This window comes from uncultured Parvibaculum sp. (assembly GCF_963975745.1).
Classification (GTDB): Bacteria; Pseudomonadota; Alphaproteobacteria; order Parvibaculales; family Parvibaculaceae; genus Parvibaculum.
This window is the reverse complement of the sequence record NZ_CAXBIB010000013.1, coordinates 60,978-76,789: the sequence shown is the minus strand read 5'-3', so window position 1 is coordinate 76,789 and position 15,812 is coordinate 60,978. Positions and strand designations below refer to the sequence as shown.

Here is a 15,812-nt window from a genome sequence, read left to right as displayed (position 1 = left end):
CGAGGAGGCGCATCACGCGGCCTCGCGGACGTCGGGCGCGGGCTCGGCGACGTAGATCGCCAAGAGCGGCGTCCCGTCGGCGTGGGCGCCGGCGTCCTCGATCTGATAGTTGCGGTTGGGCTCGCAGACCTCGGTCAGCTCCCAGCGGCGATAGAGCCCCGGAAGACGCCTGAAATCCTCGAGCGACAGATCGGCAGTGCGGTTCATGCGTGTCTGCTTTCGGTTGGAGGGAAGGCGCTCGGGGCGCTCGAATGGGAAAAGCCACCGGTGGGACCGGATCGGGACATCGGTTCAGGGGATTTCCTCGAGGGCGTCGTGCAGCCGGCGCATCGCGCGCTGGTACCGCTTGCGGGCAGCGGCCTCGGTCAGGCCCAGCTCGACGGCGACTTCGGCCTGAGAGAAGCCCTCGATCGCCACGCGGATCACCAGCAGGGCGTCATCGCCGAGCAGCTTCCGCACGGCGCCGTTCAGCCGTGCGTACCCGGCCGCGCCGATCCCGCTGTCGCCGCTGTCCGCCACCTCGTCGGGATCGGCGCCGCTGGCGAGATGTTCGCGTGTCTGGTCGCGCCGGCGCATGCGGATCATGTCGCGCTCGACATTCCGCAGCACTGTGGCCGCGATCCAGTTGACACGCCCGAGGTCGAGGCCGCGGACAGCCTCGGTGGTGCGCGCCAGAACATCGGATGCGACCTCGTCGGCGGTGCCGATCCTGCGCCAGATCGACCGGCGCCGGATGGCGTCGAGCCCGGGCCAGAGTGCCAGCAACAGCAACGTCAGGGCGCAGTCGGACGCGGGCCCGTCGCCCTGCGCCGCCCCGACCAGCGCAGAGAGGATCACGTTCTTCCGGGCCGGATCGCCGGGCGTGCGGTGCAGCCCGTCCAGCAGGGCCGCCGGATCCCGGAACGGTGCGAGGGCGGCCTGCGCGCACCAGATGGTGTCGAAACTGCGCTGGAAGTGAAGGTTGGAAGAAGAATGCATGAGGTGATCACGGATCTCGTGCCACGCGAAGGACATCGGACGCCTGCCTTGCGGCCAGGCGTCCGGCGCCTTCTCGTGGCCAGGTCAGGACGTCGCGCGTCTCTGCGATTTCAGGGGGTTGGGTGAATGCGCGCGTCAGCGCGCGGGTGCGGTCGCGTTGTTCAGCGTGCCGCAGCCGCGGCAGGTGGCCTGAACCGGAAAGCCCACGAGATACTCGTGCCCCCGCGCGAAGCGCAGGTGCATGCGGCCGTCCCGGCAGACGCCGAGCAGCTTGTCACAGCGCGTGCAGCGCCATTCCGAGTTGTGGGTGGTGGGTATGGTCTTCGCGGCGCCGGACCAGCTCGTCGGGGCTGCCTGGCGCGAGGGGAAGGGAGTCGGCATCGAAGTGCTCCTCTGATTTGGAGCACTCCCATTGGCCGGAGGAATCGGAGCTAGTCAGACCGCCCAATCGGAGCCGGATCGGAGCCAGCCGTCAGATGGCGATCTCCCAAGGCCCTTTTGGGCCGAGACTTCTTAGGAAGTTGGCCTTCAGCTTGTCCCAAAGGGGCCGCTTGAAAATGTTCGACAGGGACTGGTCTTCGGCGATGTCCTTGACAAGATCTCTGGTCGCCATTGGCATTGGGCCGTTCTTGTGGGCATCGACCAGCCGCTGGATGATCGCGATGCGGTTCTCGCCCTTGATGTCGATGGTGCCCGCTCCCGGAACGAAGAGGGTGGCGAAATTGTCTCCCGAGCGCGTCAGGTCGACGGTCTGGCCGCCGCGGGCCAGTAGCCGATGGCGCCGGAACACCGACCGGAGCTTGTCTGCGACCAACGAGATCTCGGCTTGCTGGGTGTCGATCTGATCGACAAGCGGCGCCAGAACGTTGGCTGCCAGACACGGCCCGGGAGCGTTGCCGGCCTGCAGGACCAGTCCGATACCGAGGTTGTTGCGCGCCCGAAGCTCTGTATCGACGGCCGACCGGACCTTCTCCCGGTCGAGACTGCGCGCGAGATAGATCGGAACATCCCCGCCATCGACACCGAGCGTTCCGAGGTAGAGGAGATGATCGGTCAGCTTCTCGATGGAGGGTGCATCGAGCGCTTGTTCGAGACGCGCCTTCAGGTGTTGCGCGACCCAGCCGTCGCGCACCCGATAGACCCTGTAGCGATCCGAACTGCCCGCAGACGACACCTGTCCCTCGGTGACCTTGAGGTTGGCCACCTTATGGTCTCCTTCATCAGCATCTCCATTTTCGACCCGGACGACCACTTCTGCTGCGACCGGACCGACTTCGTGTTCATCGTCGATCAGATCGTCGCCCTCCCAGCCCGCAGGCACGAGAAAGCCAAGGTCGATCAGGAGGTCAGGGTCGACACCACGAGCTTGAAGCCACGCACCGGTGACCCTGTCGACCCCGATGTCCCAGATGGCGAGCAAAGCGGGCATGACCGCCATGCTCTCCTCATCGCCCGGCGCGCGACCCTCACGGAGGATCTTCCAGTGTCGAAGCAGCCGATGCCCCAGAACCCTTTCGAAGGGGTCGTCGATGCTGAGAAGGCTGCTCGTATTGCGGTCGGTGAGCGTGAAGTTGAGGGTTTGCGCCTCATCCCGTCCCGCGCGGAAATACCGGACCGCGAGCTCAACAAAGCGGATTGCGAGCGCCTGCTCGAAAATCCCCCGGAGGCCCGGCTGGTTGTCGATGATTTCGGAGATGTCCTGGTCGATCGTCGTGGAAAGCGAAAGTCGGTTTGCGAGATTGCCGATGCTTATGTCGGCGCGGATCACCTGCGCGCGGTCGATCACCACGTCGTCGAGGTCCGGCAGTTCAAGATCGAGCCCCTGCAGGAACTGCGAAATGTCATAGGCCTGAAAGTCGACGGGCTGGTTGGAATAGGTTTGATCGAGAGCGGTCTCGATGAAGCGTTCGGCGACTGTGTGCCTCAGCTTTCGGTTGCCGGCGCGGACATGCACCCGCCCGGTCGACGGCGTGTAGACGATCATCGCTTCTCCGGGCGGGCGGAAATAGATGCTCGACCGATTGCCATCGTCATCGATCTCCCTAACGCTCGTGGGGGGATCGGGATGGAACAGCAGGTACATCTCCGCCGCCGGTTCATCGCCGTCCTCGGGGATGTCGAACTTGTCGATGCTGTAGCCGTCGCCGCGATCGAGACGCTTGTTGAGGTCGACCAGAAGCTCTTCGAGCAATGCGCTGCCGGCGTCCGGGCCCCCGTCGACCGAAGGCTCAGCCATGAAGGTCTGGTAGTGCTTGTCATAGCGCCGGTAGAGACGCAGGTGCAGGCTGTTCTCCGCCGCTTCAAACAAGCCATGCTCGTTAGCGAAAGCCCAAAGGCTACGCGCGAGCTTGTCACGCCGGTTTCGAAGTTCCTTGGCGCGGTCGGGTTCGAGCGTGGTAGCGGCGAGACCTTGGAGGACGTACTCGCCGCGGTCGCTCGCGATTGTGACGATCCGGGCTGCTTCAGCCTCGAGCGGGCCCAGCCGGTCCTTCTTTTCCTGCGGCAGCATATTTCTGGCAACTGTCGGACCGTCCGGATTGTCGGGGTCGAACTGGTAGGTGGCGAGCCAGCTCAACCTCTCGAAAGCCTTGCTCTTAAGGAATCCGGACAACAGTTCCGGCTCTGCATCGTCGAATAGTCGAGAAAGATTGGGGCAGGTTCTGGCCGGGACGCGTACCATCGAAGTCTCCGAGAATTCTGACTTGCGCTATTGATGGCGATCGAGGCGCCGTGCTCGGAGCTTGATACTGCGACGTCCTCTCCGGAGACCGAGGGCAGCATGGCCTTCTCGCCGAACAAAGACGTCCGCTGAGGCAAGATCCACGCGCGCATCCTCGATCTGCTCCAGGACACGGGGGCCGATCGGAGTTGCTTTGCGCGCCATGAACTTACCTCAATGAACTACTGCTTTCGACTGATTCAACTCGCGATTGTCGCGGACAAATCGGTGATCGGCAAGTCCTGACGTTCTCTACCTGTTCGCAGCCGTGAATCCTGTCGGGTGAGATGTCCCATCACGGACGGTGTGGTGGCTTTTGATCGGTAAGGAAAACACCGATCACGGCCACGAGACATGAAACGCCCCAATCCGCTCCCGCCCGACCAGATGACGCCGGCAGAGCGCCGCACTGAGCTGTGCGGCCTGCTGGCGCTCGGGCTGGTTCGGCTGCGGATGCACGAGGGGAACGAAGTATCTGACGATACTGGAGAACGTTGCCTACACTATCCGCCCGACCAATGCCGTCATGCAACTCCAACTCGCCGGAGAAATGCATGAACAAGCCCGATCCCATCCCCGCGCGCCTGGCCGCGCTCAAGACCACGCCGACGCCCGACTTGAAGAAACAGTGGCGCGACCTATTCGACAGTGAGCCGCCGCCGTTCAACCGCCGCTACCTTGAAAGCCGTATCGCCTATCGCATCCAGGAACTGGCCTATGGCGGGCTGAAGCCGGAGACGATCCGGCGCCTTGAGCGGCTGGGCGAGGAACTTGACGGCGGCGACCGGGCGAAGCGGAGTATCCGCGCCGATCGCGACCGCCCGATCACCGGCACGCGCCTCCTACGTGAATGGCAGGGCGTCGAGCAGATCGTCACCGTCACCGCCGACGGATTCGAATGGCAGGGCCGGCCCTACAAGTCGCTGTCCGCCATCGCCCGCGCCATCACCGGCACGCGCTGGAACGGCTGGGTGTTCTTCGGCCTCAAGAACCACAGGGGGCGGACATGACGAATCCGCCCGAGAAATCGAAGATCGTCCGCAAGCTGCGATGCGCGGTGTACACCCGGAAATCCTCCGAGGAAGGGCTGGAGCAGGAGTTTAACTCGCTCCACGCCCAGCGGGAGGCCTGCGAGGCGTACATCGCCAGCCAGCGGTCCGAGGGCTGGGTGCTGGTCCGCGATCAGTATGACGATGGCGGCATCTCCGGCGGCACGCTGGAACGACCCGGCCTGAAGCGCCTCTTGGAGGACATCGAGGACGGGCTGGTGGACGTGGTGGTGGTCTACAAGATCGACCGCCTCAGCCGGTCGCTGGCGGATTTCGCCAAGCTGGTCGAGGTCTTCGACCGCAACGGCGTGACGTTCGTCTCGGTCACGCAGTCGTTCAACACCACCACGTCGATGGGCAGGCTGACGCTGAACATCCTGCTGTCCTTCGCCCAGTTCGAGCGCGAGGTGACGGCCGAGCGGATCCGCGACAAGGTCGCCGCCAGCCGGAAGAAGGGCATGTGGATGGGCGGGGTGCCGCCCTACGGCTACCGCGTCGAGAACCGGAAGCTGGTGGTCGACGAAGACGCCACCGCGCATGTGCGCTGGATCTTCGACCGCTTCCTCGAGATCGGGTCCTGCACGGAGCTGGCGCGAGAGGTCGGCGCACGCGGCATCCGAACCCCGCGCGGGAACAGTATCGACAAGAAATACATCTATCGGATGCTCAGCAATCGCGCCTACATCGGTGAGGCGGTCCACAAGGGCGAGAGCTATCCCGGCGAGCACGACGCCATCATCGACCGCGAGACGTGGGACCGCGTCCATGCAATCTTGCAGGAAAGCCCCCGCAAGCGCGCCGCCCGGACTCGCGCCGACACGCCCGCGCTGCTGAAGGGACTGCTCTTCGGTCCCGATGGCGCCGCGTTCTCGCCGACCCATACGCGCAAGGGCGACAGGCTCTACCGCTACTACGTCAGCCAGACAGTGCTGAAGCATGGTGCCGGGTCATGCCCCGTGGGCCGCGTGCCAGCAGGGGAGATCGAGGCAGCGGCCATCGACCAACTCCGTGCCGTGTTCCGGCAGCCAGAGATTGTTGCGGGGACTTGGAAGGCGGCGCGTGCCCACGCCGACGACATCTCCGAGGCCGACGCCCGCGCGGCGTTGCAGCAGCTCGACCCGCTGTGGGACGAACTCTTCCCCGCCGAGCAGGCGCGCATTGTCACGCTGCTGGTCGAGCGCGTCGATATCGGCACGAACGGGCTCAACTTCCGGCTCCGGATGGACGGCCTCGGAGGGCTCGCGCGCGAGATGCTGTCTGGCAGCATCGGAGCAGCGGCATGACCCGCGCGACGGCGGTCCCCGAGACGGTTACAATCCACGTGCCATTCCGCATCGTGAAGCGCGGCGGGCGGAAAGAGATGCAGCGGCCATCAGGTGCCCAAGCGCGCGGGAGGCCGGACGATACGCTCATCAAGGCGCTTGCGCGCGCGTTCCGCTGGAAGAGGATGCTCGACAACGGTGACTTTGCCACGGTAGCCGACCTGGCCGCACAGGAAGGCATCGCTGTCTCCTACCTCACGCGTGTGCTTCGGCTGACGCAGCTTGCGCCCGATCTCGTCGAGGCGATACTCGACGCACGGCATCCCCCGGGCCTAACGCTTCAGTCGCTGCGAGTGCAGATCCCCGATGAATGGTCGAGGCAGCGCGAGTCCTTGCTGCCAGGGACGGAATAAGGCTTGCGGCATCAGTCGGCCCCACTGTAGCTTCTCCGAGCCGTTGTCAGGCGAAAGAGCTGCCAAACCAAAGAATTGCGCGTTGATCTGAGCCGAGTTCTTTGACAAGCCGTTTGCTGCGCGATGGCATGTCGAAACCGGGCGAAGTAGATTGCGCATGAACGAAGCCGACACCTGCAGGAAGTTCGTCGTCCCGAAGCTGCAGGAAGCAGGCTGGGATGATCGCCCGCACGCGATAAACGAGCAGAGAACTTTTACTGACGGCCGAGTTGTATTTGTCGGCGGCAAAGCTCGCCGTGGCAAGCAGAAGCGCTCAGACTATCTTCTCCGCTATAATCCGGATTTCCCGATCGCCGTCGTTGAGGCCAAATCCCGCTACCGGCACGCCGCGGAGGGCCTCCAACAAGCCAAGGAATATGCAGAAATCCTTGGACTTCGGTTCGCGTATTCGACCAACGGGATCGAGATTGTCGAGTTCGACTACACGACCGGCATCGAGCGAACGATTTCGGATTTCCCGGCGCCTGATGACCTTTGGGCTCGGCTCCGCCGCGCCGAGGGCATTGTCGACGACCAAGTGGCCGATCGGCTGCTGACGCCCACCTTTCCAGACCGAGCCAAACCCCTTCGCTACTATCAGGAAATCGCGGTGAACCGCGCGGTCCAAGTGGCCCTTCAGGGCAGGAAGCGGGCCCTTCTCACACTGTGCACCGGAGCGGGCAAGACTGCCGTCGCCTTCCAGATCTGCTGGAAGCTATGGTCAGCACGCTGGAATTCCAAAGGGGTCAACCGAAACCCGAAGATCCTGTTTCTCGCTGATCGCAACGTCCTAGTCGACGATCCGATGGCAAAAGACTTCAGCCCGTTTGGCGACGCCCGCCACAAGATAGCTGGCGGCGTGGCGGTCAAGAGCCGCGACATGTATTTCGCGATCTACCAGTCCATCGCGCGTGACGAGAACCGTCCCGGCCTCTACCGAGAGTATGCGCGCGACTTCTTCGATCTAATCATCATTGACGAATGCCATCGCGGCAGTGCGCGCGACGACAGCAACTGGCGAGAAATCCTCGAGTGGTTCGAGCCTGCGACCCAGATCGGAATGACAGCGACGCCGCGGCGAGAGGATAACGTCGACACCTACAACTATTTCGGCGATCCGCTTTATGAATACAGCTTGGCGCAGGGGATCGCTGACGGCTTCCTGGCCCCGTATCGCGTCCATCGCGTCATATCGGACTACGACGCTGCCGGCTGGCGACCAACGCGGGGTGAACTTGATCGCTATGGTCGCGAGATCCCCGACGCCGAATACTCGACGCGGGACTTCGAGCGGGTCGTGGCGCTGCGGGCTCGAACTCAGGCTATTGCGAAACATCTCGCGGGCTTCATGGCCGAGACCGACCGCTTCGCGAAGACCATCGTCTTCTGCGTCGACCAGGAACACGCGCTCGAAATGCGGCAGGCGCTCGCCGCCCTGAACACCGATCTCGTGAAGGACCATCCCGACTACGTTTGCCGTGTGACGTCCGACGAAGGCGATGTGGGAAGCGCGCACAGGGCGAAGTTTCAGGATGTCGAGACCCAGACGCCGGTCATCCTCACCACGTCGCAGCTTCTCACGACCGGCGTGGACGCCCCGACCTGCAAGAACGTGGTGCTCGCGCGGGTCGTCGGCTCCATGCCGGAGTTCAAGCAGATCATCGGACGGGGCACCCGTCTCCGGCCCGACTACGGCAAGCTCGCCTTCAACATCATCGACTACACCGGAACCGCGACGCGCATGTTCGCCGATCCCGCCTTTGACGGCGATCCCGTCCGCGAGGACGAAGCGGTGATCAATGCGGACGGCGACATCGTGGAAGAGCGCGAGATCGAAGAAGTGGCGCCGGATCCGGACGATTTTCCTGAAGGGCCCGATATCCCGGATGGACCGGTCGAGCTGGGGGACGAGGGCGAGAACGGGCCCCGCAAGTTCTATGTCGACGGCGGCGAGGTCGCGATCGTCCGGCACCTCGTGTACGAACTCGATTCTGACGGCCGGCAACTCGCCTGCCGCCAGCTCACCGATTACACTGGCGACAAGGTCCGCACACTCTACCCCAATGCGTCGGAACTGCGCACGGACTGGCTCGATCCCGAACGCCGGGCGGAAATCGTCGAGCGGCTCGAGGAAAAGGGCATCGACCTCGATTCCCTGGCTGATGCAGTCGGAAAGCCGGAGGCCGACCCGTTCGATCTCCTTTGCCATCTCGCCTATAACGCGCCGCTGCGCACCCGGCGCGAGCGCGCTGACCGTCTGGTGAGGGAGCAGGACGAGTTTCTGGACCGCTTCGGGCCGGATGCCCGCGAAGTTCTGGATGCCGTGCTTGAAAAGTATGCCGAACATGGCAGTGCCCAGTTCAAGCTGCCCGACATCCTTGAAGTGCCCCCGTTCAACGAGTGGGGCAACGTCATAGAAATCGCCGCCCGCTTCGGCGGGGGCAAGGAGCTGCGCAGCGCCGTCACCGAGCTGCAGCGTCTGCTCTACACCGCTTGAATTGAAGGAGCTCTATCTTGGCTACAACCGCCCGAAAGAAGGCTGCGCCGAAGCAACTGACCACTGCCCAGCGTCTCGACAGCATCATCAAGTCCGCCCGCAAGATCATGCGGAAGGACAAGGGGCTGAACGGCGACCTTGATCGGTTGCCGATGCTCACCTGGATCATGTTCCTGAAGTTCCTCGACGACATGGAGCGGATCGAGGAGGGACGCGCAGAACTTGCTGGCAAGGATTATCGCTCGATCATCGAGGCCCCTTATCGCTGGCGCGATTGGGCGGCGGATGCCGATGGCATCACCGGTCCCGACCTCCTGTCGTTCCTCGTTTCCGAAATGACCGAGCGCCCGGACGGCACACGCGGCCCGGGGCTCTTCACCTATCTCCGAGGCTTGCGCGGCGACAATGGGCGGCGCGAGCGGCGCGACGTGATCGCAACCGTCTTCCAGGGCTTCGCCAACCGGATGGAGAGCGGCTACCTGCTGCGCGACGTGGTCAACCTGATCGACGGCATCCATTTCGATTCTTCGGAAGAAGTTCACACACTCGGCCGCCTGTACGAGACGCTGCTGCGCGAGATGCGCGACGCTGCAGGGGACTCGGGCGAGTTCTACACGCCCCGGCCGGTCGTGCGGTTCATGGTCGAGGTGACCGACCCCAAGCTGGGCGAAACCATCCTCGACCCGGCATGCGGCACCGGGGGATTCCTGACCGAGGCGTTCCTCCATCTTGAGCGCGAGGCCGATACAGTCGAGAAGCGACGCATCCTCCAAGAAGACAGCTTCTTCGGCGGCGAGGCCAAGTCGCTGCCGTTCCTGCTGTCCCAGCTCAACCTCCTGCTGCACGGCCTGCATGCCCCGCGCATCGACCCGGGCAATGCCCTTCGCTTCCGCCTGGCCGAGATCGGCGAGGATCAGCGGGTCAATGTCATCCTGACCAATCCGCCATTCGGCGGCGAGGAGGAGGCAGGCATCCTCAACAACTTCCCCGAGGACCGGCGCACGGCCGAAACGGCGCTGCTGTTCCTGCAACTGATCATGCGGAGGCTGAAGCGCGCCGGGCGCGGGCGGGCCGCCGTCGTCGTTCCGCACGGCACGCTGTTCGGCGATGGCATCTCGGCGCGGATCAAGGCGGACCTGCTCGAGAAGTTCAACCTGCACACGGTGGTCCGGCTGCGTGAAGGGGTGTTCGCGCCCTACACGGACATCCCGGCAAACCTGATCTTTTTCGACACGACCGGACCGACGAAGGACATCTGGTACTACGAAATGCCGCTGCCGGAGGGCCGCAAGAAGTACTCGAAAACCGCGCCCATGGCCTATGAGGAATTTGCGGACTGCCTTGCCTGGTGGAAGAAGCGCGAGCCGAACGAGCGCGCCTGGAAGGTCTCCGCCGCTGACCTGATCCAGCGCGACGCTCAGGACCGCGTTGTCGCCTGCAACCTGGACATCAAGAACCCGCATTCCGGCGCGATCGCCGATCATCGCGCGCCGGCCGAGATCGTGGACGCGATCATCGCACAGGAACAGCGGATCATCGGGATCATGGACGAGATCAAGGCCGTGCTGGCGGAGCGGGTGTGATGGCTACATCGACCGTTCCGTTGTCCGAAATTCTCGAGCTTGCCGTCGATCCTTGCCCAGTGGAGCCCGATGCCGCTTACCCGATCCTCGGCGTCTACGGTTTCGCTCGCGGGCCAATTGCTCGGCCGCCGGTGCGTGGCTCAGAGATCAGCGCAACGACCCTGTACAAGGTGAAGAAAGGCCAGCTCGTGTACAGTAGGCTCAAAGCATTCGAGGGAGCATACACGGTCGTTCCGCCCGAGCTGGACGGATACTTCACCTCCAACGAGTTCCCGGCGTTCGACATCGACCCCGACCGTGCGGACCATAGATACCTCCAATGGTTGTTTCGCCAGCCTAGCGTTTGGCGCGAGATTGCCGTCGGTAGCAAGGGCATCGGTGCCCGTCGCGAGAGAGTGCACCCCGATCAGGTCCTGAGTTACCGGATCGACCTTCCGTCCCTCGCCGAGCAGCGCCGCATCGTCAAAAGACTCGACCGGGTCGCGGCGCTGGTGGACGACCGCCGCAACGCCATCGAGGCGGCCGAGCGCGAAACGCAGGCACTGCTGCTGAAAGCCTTCCAGCGCGCCATCGACGGCGCCCCCCTGCGCCCCATGGCCGAGGTCGCGCCGCTGGTGCGAAGACCGGTCGAGATCGATCTCGACGCTGCCTATCCGGAACTCGGCGTCCGGTCATTCGGTCGGGGCACGTTCCACAAACCCGAACTGCCCGGCGTTGAGGTCGGCAACAAGAAGCTGTTCCGCATCTGCGCGGGCGACCTCGTGTTCAACATCGTCTTTGCTTGGGAAGGCGCTGTCGCCGTCGCTCAACCAGAAGACGATGGCCGGGTCGGCTCACATCGTTTCCTGACCTGCATTCCAGCGCCGGAAACCGCAACCGTCGAGTTCCTGCGCTTCTATTTCTCGACGCCCGAGGGATTGCAGAAGCTGGGTGAAGCATCTCCTGGCGGAGCGGGACGGAACCGGACGCTCGGATTGAAGAAGCTTGAAAGCCTGCAAGTGCCGGTCCCACCAATCGGTCGACAGCACTGGTTCGACCGCCTTCAGACGAAGGCGCACGAAGCCCGCACCATCCGCGCCAACACCGCGCAGGATGTGGAGGCCCTGATTCCGGCCATGCTGCACGAGATCTTCGACGGTGGGGCGAAGGCCGCGTGACTGTGAGCCGGGACGATCAGCCCGATCTGCTATCGGACCTTTCGGATCTGGACTTCGTCCGTCATCTGCTGGCCGACCTTCATGACGACCTGCCAGGGAAGGTCGGCCGTTTCCGGATGCTGACAGATCTGGGCGGCCAGATGGGTCGATCCGGGACGATGATTTTCGGCGGCCATGCGGCCTGTCACGCTTGGGTCGAAGCGCGTTCGTCGTTCGTGCACGGCAACTATGTGGCGACGATCCTGCTGTGTCAGGGGCTCGTGGAGCATCTGCTGGCGGCATATCTTCACGCCGGGCTTCTGGTTGATGACATTCCGGATCGCATCCAGTTCGCCGACACCCTCCGCCGCTGCCGAGAGCGCGAGGTAATTTCTGATGAAGACGTCACCGACCTCCGCCGCATGATGGCGCTGCGAAACCCGCTGTCGCATTTCCGGCATGTAGATGATGGCAGCAATCTTGATCGTCGCAGCATCGATGAGAGCAGATCGGCGGACGACCTACTGCGCCACGACGCGATCTTTTCGATCAGCCTTGCGGTGAGGATGCTCGCTAAGCCTGCGTTCCGGCTTTGTTGAATCAGGGCTCCGCGCAAAATGTTCGATCTCCGTTCCATCCGGCATCCAGATGGAGTTGCGAAATCCTCGGCAAGAGTGAGGTCACAAAGTAACTCAAAAACAATGCCTTAGGGCTGTTCACCGGAATGAGGGCGGTTAACAGGTCCGGAGAATATCGGCCCGGAGAGAACGCGTGCGCGCGTTTTGGGGCGTGGGCCGGTTAACAGCCCCTGCCGCATAACCCTCGAAAACAACGGAAAAATCCGGCCGCAGCCGGATCAGGAGAACGCTTTCGCGAGGGCAAGTGGCGGAGAGGATGGGATTCGAACCCACGGTACAGCTTTACACTGTACAACGGTTTAGCAAACCGCCGCCTTCAGCCACTCGGCCACCTCTCCGGCACCCCGTGTATGCCCAAGATTGCGGCTCGCTTCAAGCGTCATGTCCGGACAACGGCCCTCCGCCCCCTCAACCTCTCGGTTTGCCGTGATAGCGGATCAGCCCCTCCTGGGCGACCGAGGCGACAAGCTGCCCCGACCGGGTATAGATGCTGCCCCGGTTGAACCCCCGCGCGCCCGAAGCCGAGGGGCTATCCTGCGTATAGAGCAGCCAATCATCGCTGCGGAACGGGGCATGAAACCACATCGCATGGTCGAGGCTGGCCGTCTGCAGCTTGCCCGACAGCCAGCTGACCCCATGCGGCCGTATGCAGGTATCGAGCAGCGTCATGTCGGAGGCATAGGCAGTAATGCACTGATGCAAGGCGGGGCTGTCCTCGACCTCCTTCCGGGCACGGAACCAGACATGCTGCGCCGGCTCCATCGGTAGCGGGTCGATATAGTCCTGTGGATTGACCGGCCGGATCTCGATCGGCCGCGGGCGCGCGAAATGCCTGGCGATATCGGGCGGCAGCCGATCCTGAATGGCTTTCCGCAATTCACGTTCGTTCGGCAGGTCCTCCGGCGCCGGAACATCGGGCATGCTCGCCTGATGCTCGAAGCCGGTCTCCGGCACCTGAAACGAAGCCGCGAGATTGAAAATCTGCTTGCCGTGCTGGATCGCCACCACCCGCCGCGTCGTGAAGCTCTTGCCATCACGCGAACGGTCCACCTCATAGAGGATTGGAATTTTCGGGTCGCCCGGCCGGATGAAATAGGCGTGAAGCGAATGGCATATCCGCTCCTCCACGGTCCGGTAGGCAGCCACAAGCGCTTGGCCAATCACTTGCCCGCCAAAGACGCGCTGCCAGCTGACGTCCGGGCTGTGACCACGAAACAGATTCACCTCGATCTGCTCGAGATCAAGAATCTGTATAAGGTCTTCGACCGCGTCCTTGTCCGCGGTCGGGCCATTGTTCGCAGAGTTGTCGGTCATGAAACCCGGTCTCTCCTGTCGCGCGGTTGCTGGCGGAAAGCCGGAACATAAGCGTCCGATGCCGGGCTGTCACCGTCTTTGGGCGGATCCAGAAAAACAAATAAATTCAGTATCTTATTGGTTGGCGAGCCACTCGCGCGCCTGGCGCTGTGCCTCGGCGATCTCCGCCGGTGTCATCTCGACGGTCAGTTCTGCCCGACACATGCGCGCCGCCTCGCTTCCCTTCATCGCCGCCAGATTGAACCACTTGTGCGCGGTCACGAGATCGACATCGACGCCCCGGCCTGTCGAATACATCAGCCCGAGATTGTAAAGCGCATCGCACTTGCCACCCTCGCTGGCAAGTTCGCCCCTCTCGATCTCGTCGAGTTGCATACGCGCCATGTCGGTTCCTCCTCAAAGGAACGGCGCGCCCCCGGCCCATTGCCCATTTGCGCCTGCCGTTCATCGAAGAAGCAAGGAAACCCCCTTGCCCATGGAAACACTTTCCATGGCCGCTCTGAAAAATCGGTTAACGTCCGGCTCACCAGAACGCCGCAATTTGCCTCAATTACAGTGTCGGAACGGCCATGCCGCGCCGCACAGCCGGCCGCGCACCGACCTCCGCCAGCCAGCGCCGTACATTGGCCGCCTCACCGGCGATCTCGGGCTTCATTCCGGCAATCGGGTCAAGCGCCGGTAAGATCCACGGATAGGTAATCATGTCGGCAATCGAGTAGTCCCCACCAAGGAACTGTGCTTCGCCGAGCCGCTTGTCGAGAACGGCAATCAGCCGTGCTGCCTCGCTTGCATAACGTTCAATGGCATAGGAAATCCTGTCGGGCGCCGCATTGGCGAAATGGTTGAGCTGCCCGAACATCGGACCGACACCGCTCATCTGCCACATCATCCATTCGAGCGTCTTGGCCCGCTGCGCGCCCTTTGCCGCGAAAAACTTGCCGGTCTTCTCGGCAAGATAGATCAGGATAGCGCCAGACTCGAAAACCGGAAGCGGGCCGTCATCGGCATCGCGGTCAACGATCGCCGGAATGCGGTTGTTGGGGCTGATCTTCAGAAATGCTGACGCGAACTGTTCGTTCTCGCCGATATTGACGGGATGCACCACATAGGGAAGCCCGGCCTCTTCCAGCATGATGGAGACCTTGCGCCCATTGGGCGTCGTCCATGTATAGAGATCGATCACGAGGCACCATTCGTGTTGAAACTGATGAGTGGCGCGACTATGGCGGCAGCACGACGGCGCCGTCGAGTGGGGATCAGTAAGCGACCGTCACTTCGACGTGATGATGCCGATGCTTCTCGCAGACATAGGGCACGACACGATATTCACCCGCAGCGAGCCGGGTCCCGACCGCCATTTCCGGCAGAAGAAAGTCTCCGACGGTTCGTCCCTCCGCATCCCGGATCGAGAATCCGTAAGTGCCGTACATGACCCGAACCACGGTGCCGTCCCGCGGGACGGTCAGCACCCGTCCCCAGAGGTTTTCGGTGCCATAGGCATCCTTCTTGATCATGCTGCCGGTGCCAGTCGTCATGTCCGCCTTTGCCGCCAGTGGCAACGTTACGGTCGCAACGGCGATCAACATGACCTGAAAAATGCGCATTATGGCGTCCCCCGAATGCGAACAGCGCCCCCATCTCCGAGGGCGCTGCCAGCATAGCATAAACGAACCGGCCTTTAAGCTCGACCCGCTAACCCATTGTGCGCGTTGCCCGAACAGGGGCCTTCCCCTGGCCGGTTTCCTTGTTCATATCGCCGATGGTACGCCGGACAAAATGATGGGCTTGGCCCGCAATCGGACCAAGCCCAGCCATCTGCCAGAACAGCCATTGGTCGGCCTCAATCCTCGATGGCACACTGGCAAAACGGAATTCTTTCGCCCTGCCGCCGAGATATTCAAGGATACCCCCGACTCGAAATTCGAAATCGGCTTCCCCCCGGGACCGTCAGGATCCACGATGGCTGGCATCCGGTTGTTCGCTGCGATCTTCAACTCGGATCGCTTGAACGGGTCACCAATACCGATATTCACCGGCCGGACCGCGTAAGGCAGCTTGCACCTCCCCAGCATGATCGAAACCTTCCGGCCACCAAATCCCGGCCGGTCGTGGCAATCGATCGACTTGGCTTCGCCCCGCATAAACGCGGGACTCCACCTGGCTGAAGAACGCTTCGCCGCCGCC

Annotated in this window: 15 protein-coding genes, 1 tRNA gene and 1 pseudogene; 7 read left to right on the top strand and 10 right to left on the bottom strand. The window is 63.0% G+C overall.

The window, feature by feature from the left end:
• Nucleotides 1–12: 12 nt before the first annotated feature.
• From AAC071_RS11695 to AAC071_RS11680, 4 genes are all read right to left on the bottom strand, one after another.
• Entirely contained in the window at nucleotides 13–207 is a 195-nt protein-coding gene (locus AAC071_RS11695) for a hypothetical protein (RefSeq protein WP_018303655.1), read from the bottom strand.
• Nucleotides 208–291: 84 nt separating this feature from the next.
• Nucleotides 292–978, bottom strand: a complete 687-nt coding sequence (locus AAC071_RS11690) for a sigma factor-like helix-turn-helix DNA-binding protein (RefSeq protein WP_339832715.1) — start codon at nucleotides 976–978, stop codon at nucleotides 292–294.
• 135 nt (nucleotides 979–1,113) lie between these two features.
• Entirely contained in the window at nucleotides 1,114–1,359 is a 246-nt protein-coding gene (locus AAC071_RS11685) for a hypothetical protein (protein ID WP_339832712.1), read from the bottom strand.
• A gap of 91 nt (nucleotides 1,360–1,450) precedes the next feature.
• Nucleotides 1,451–3,658 (bottom strand): hypothetical protein, encoded by a 2,208-nt coding sequence (locus tag AAC071_RS11680; RefSeq protein ID WP_339832709.1) that lies wholly within the window; start codon nucleotides 3,656–3,658, stop codon nucleotides 1,451–1,453.
• A 593-nt stretch (nucleotides 3,659–4,251) separates the two neighbouring features.
• Here AAC071_RS11680 and AAC071_RS11675 point away from each other — a divergent pair.
• The 7 genes from AAC071_RS11675 to AAC071_RS11645 all read left to right on the top strand — a co-directional run bounded on the left by AAC071_RS11675 (nucleotide 4,252) and on the right by AAC071_RS11645 (nucleotide 12,275).
• The gene (locus tag AAC071_RS11675; RefSeq protein WP_114348945.1) at nucleotides 4,252–4,707 is read left to right on the top strand and encodes a DUF2924 domain-containing protein; all 456 of its coding nucleotides are present in this window, start codon (nucleotides 4,252–4,254) and stop codon (nucleotides 4,705–4,707) included.
• On the top strand, nucleotides 4,704–6,029 hold the full coding sequence (locus tag AAC071_RS11670; RefSeq protein WP_339832702.1) for a recombinase family protein: 1,326 nt from the start codon (nucleotides 4,704–4,706) through the stop codon (nucleotides 6,027–6,029). Before AAC071_RS11675 ends, AAC071_RS11670 begins: the two co-directional genes overlap by 4 nt.
• Nucleotides 6,026–6,421, top strand: coding sequence for a hypothetical protein (locus tag AAC071_RS11665; protein ID WP_339832700.1), 396 nt, complete (start codon nucleotides 6,026–6,028; stop codon nucleotides 6,419–6,421). Before AAC071_RS11670 ends, AAC071_RS11665 begins: the two co-directional genes overlap by 4 nt.
• A 157-nt stretch (nucleotides 6,422–6,578) precedes the next feature.
• Complete coding sequence (locus tag AAC071_RS11660) at nucleotides 6,579–8,957, top strand: DEAD/DEAH box helicase family protein (protein WP_339832697.1); 2,379 nt, start codon at nucleotides 6,579–6,581, stop codon at nucleotides 8,955–8,957.
• A 17-nt stretch (nucleotides 8,958–8,974) separates the two neighbouring features.
• A complete protein-coding gene (locus tag AAC071_RS11655; RefSeq protein ID WP_339832695.1) occupies nucleotides 8,975–10,540 on the top strand; it encodes a class I SAM-dependent DNA methyltransferase in 1,566 nt (521 codons plus the stop codon).
• The gene (locus tag AAC071_RS11650) at nucleotides 10,540–11,697 is read left to right on the top strand and encodes a restriction endonuclease subunit S (protein ID WP_339832692.1); all 1,158 of its coding nucleotides are present in this window, start codon (nucleotides 10,540–10,542) and stop codon (nucleotides 11,695–11,697) included. Before AAC071_RS11655 ends, AAC071_RS11650 begins: the two co-directional genes overlap by 1 nt.
• A 2-nt stretch (nucleotides 11,698–11,699) precedes the next feature.
• Complete coding sequence (locus AAC071_RS11645) at nucleotides 11,700–12,275, top strand: hypothetical protein (RefSeq protein ID WP_339832689.1); 576 nt, start codon at nucleotides 11,700–11,702, stop codon at nucleotides 12,273–12,275.
• A gap of 284 nt (nucleotides 12,276–12,559) precedes the next feature.
• On the opposite strand, the gene AAC071_RS11640 is transcribed toward AAC071_RS11645, so the two are convergent.
• The 6 genes and pseudogenes from AAC071_RS11640 to AAC071_RS11615 form a co-directional block, all read right to left on the bottom strand.
• A tRNA-Ser gene (locus tag AAC071_RS11640) sits at nucleotides 12,560–12,652 on the bottom strand.
• A gap of 70 nt (nucleotides 12,653–12,722) precedes the next feature.
• A complete protein-coding gene (tesB, locus tag AAC071_RS11635; protein ID WP_339832687.1) occupies nucleotides 12,723–13,628 on the bottom strand; it encodes an acyl-CoA thioesterase II in 906 nt (301 codons plus the stop codon).
• A gap of 114 nt (nucleotides 13,629–13,742) precedes the next feature.
• Entirely contained in the window at nucleotides 13,743–14,012 is a 270-nt protein-coding gene (locus tag AAC071_RS11630) for a hypothetical protein (RefSeq protein ID WP_339832685.1), read from the bottom strand.
• 166 nt (nucleotides 14,013–14,178) lie between these two features.
• Entirely contained in the window at nucleotides 14,179–14,811 is a 633-nt protein-coding gene (locus AAC071_RS11625; protein WP_339832683.1) for a glutathione S-transferase N-terminal domain-containing protein, read from the bottom strand.
• Nucleotides 14,812–14,884: 73 nt separating this feature from the next.
• Nucleotides 14,885–15,232 carry a hypothetical protein gene (locus tag AAC071_RS11620; RefSeq protein ID WP_339832680.1) on the bottom strand — a complete coding sequence of 116 codons (348 nt, stop codon included), beginning with the start codon at nucleotides 15,230–15,232 and terminating at the stop codon, nucleotides 14,885–14,887.
• Nucleotides 15,233–15,401: 169 nt separating this feature from the next.
• A pseudogene (locus tag AAC071_RS11615) lies at nucleotides 15,402–15,769 on the bottom strand (glutathione S-transferase family protein); the annotation flags it as partial.
• Nucleotides 15,770–15,812 lie beyond the last annotated feature (43 nt).

Bases quoted from the DNA above. Each gene is read 5' to 3' on its own strand.
- AAC071_RS11695 (WP_018303655.1), bottom strand. From the start codon at position 207: ATGAACCGCACTGCCGATCTGTCGCTCGAGGATTTCAGGCGTCTTCCG.
- AAC071_RS11690 (WP_339832715.1), bottom strand. From the start codon at position 978: ATGCATTCTTCTTCCAACCTTCACTTCCAGCGCAGTTTCGACACCATC.
- AAC071_RS11685 (WP_339832712.1), bottom strand. From the start codon at position 1,359: ATGCCGACTCCCTTCCCCTCGCGCCAGGCAGCCCCGACGAGCTGGTCC.
- AAC071_RS11680 (WP_339832709.1), bottom strand. From the start codon at position 3,658: ATGGTACGCGTCCCGGCCAGAACCTGCCCCAATCTTTCTCGACTATTC.
- AAC071_RS11675 (WP_114348945.1), top strand. From the start codon at position 4,252: ATGAACAAGCCCGATCCCATCCCCGCGCGCCTGGCCGCGCTCAAGACC.
- AAC071_RS11670 (WP_339832702.1), top strand. From the start codon at position 4,704: ATGACGAATCCGCCCGAGAAATCGAAGATCGTCCGCAAGCTGCGATGC.
- AAC071_RS11665 (WP_339832700.1), top strand. From the start codon at position 6,026: ATGACCCGCGCGACGGCGGTCCCCGAGACGGTTACAATCCACGTGCCA.
- AAC071_RS11660 (WP_339832697.1), top strand. From the start codon at position 6,579: ATGAACGAAGCCGACACCTGCAGGAAGTTCGTCGTCCCGAAGCTGCAG.
- AAC071_RS11650 (WP_339832692.1), top strand. From the start codon at position 10,540: ATGGCTACATCGACCGTTCCGTTGTCCGAAATTCTCGAGCTTGCCGTC.
- tesB (WP_339832687.1), bottom strand. From the start codon at position 13,628: ATGACCGACAACTCTGCGAACAATGGCCCGACCGCGGACAAGGACGCG.
- AAC071_RS11630 (WP_339832685.1), bottom strand. From the start codon at position 14,012: ATGGCGCGTATGCAACTCGACGAGATCGAGAGGGGCGAACTTGCCAGC.
- AAC071_RS11620 (WP_339832680.1), bottom strand. From the start codon at position 15,232: ATGCGCATTTTTCAGGTCATGTTGATCGCCGTTGCGACCGTAACGTTG.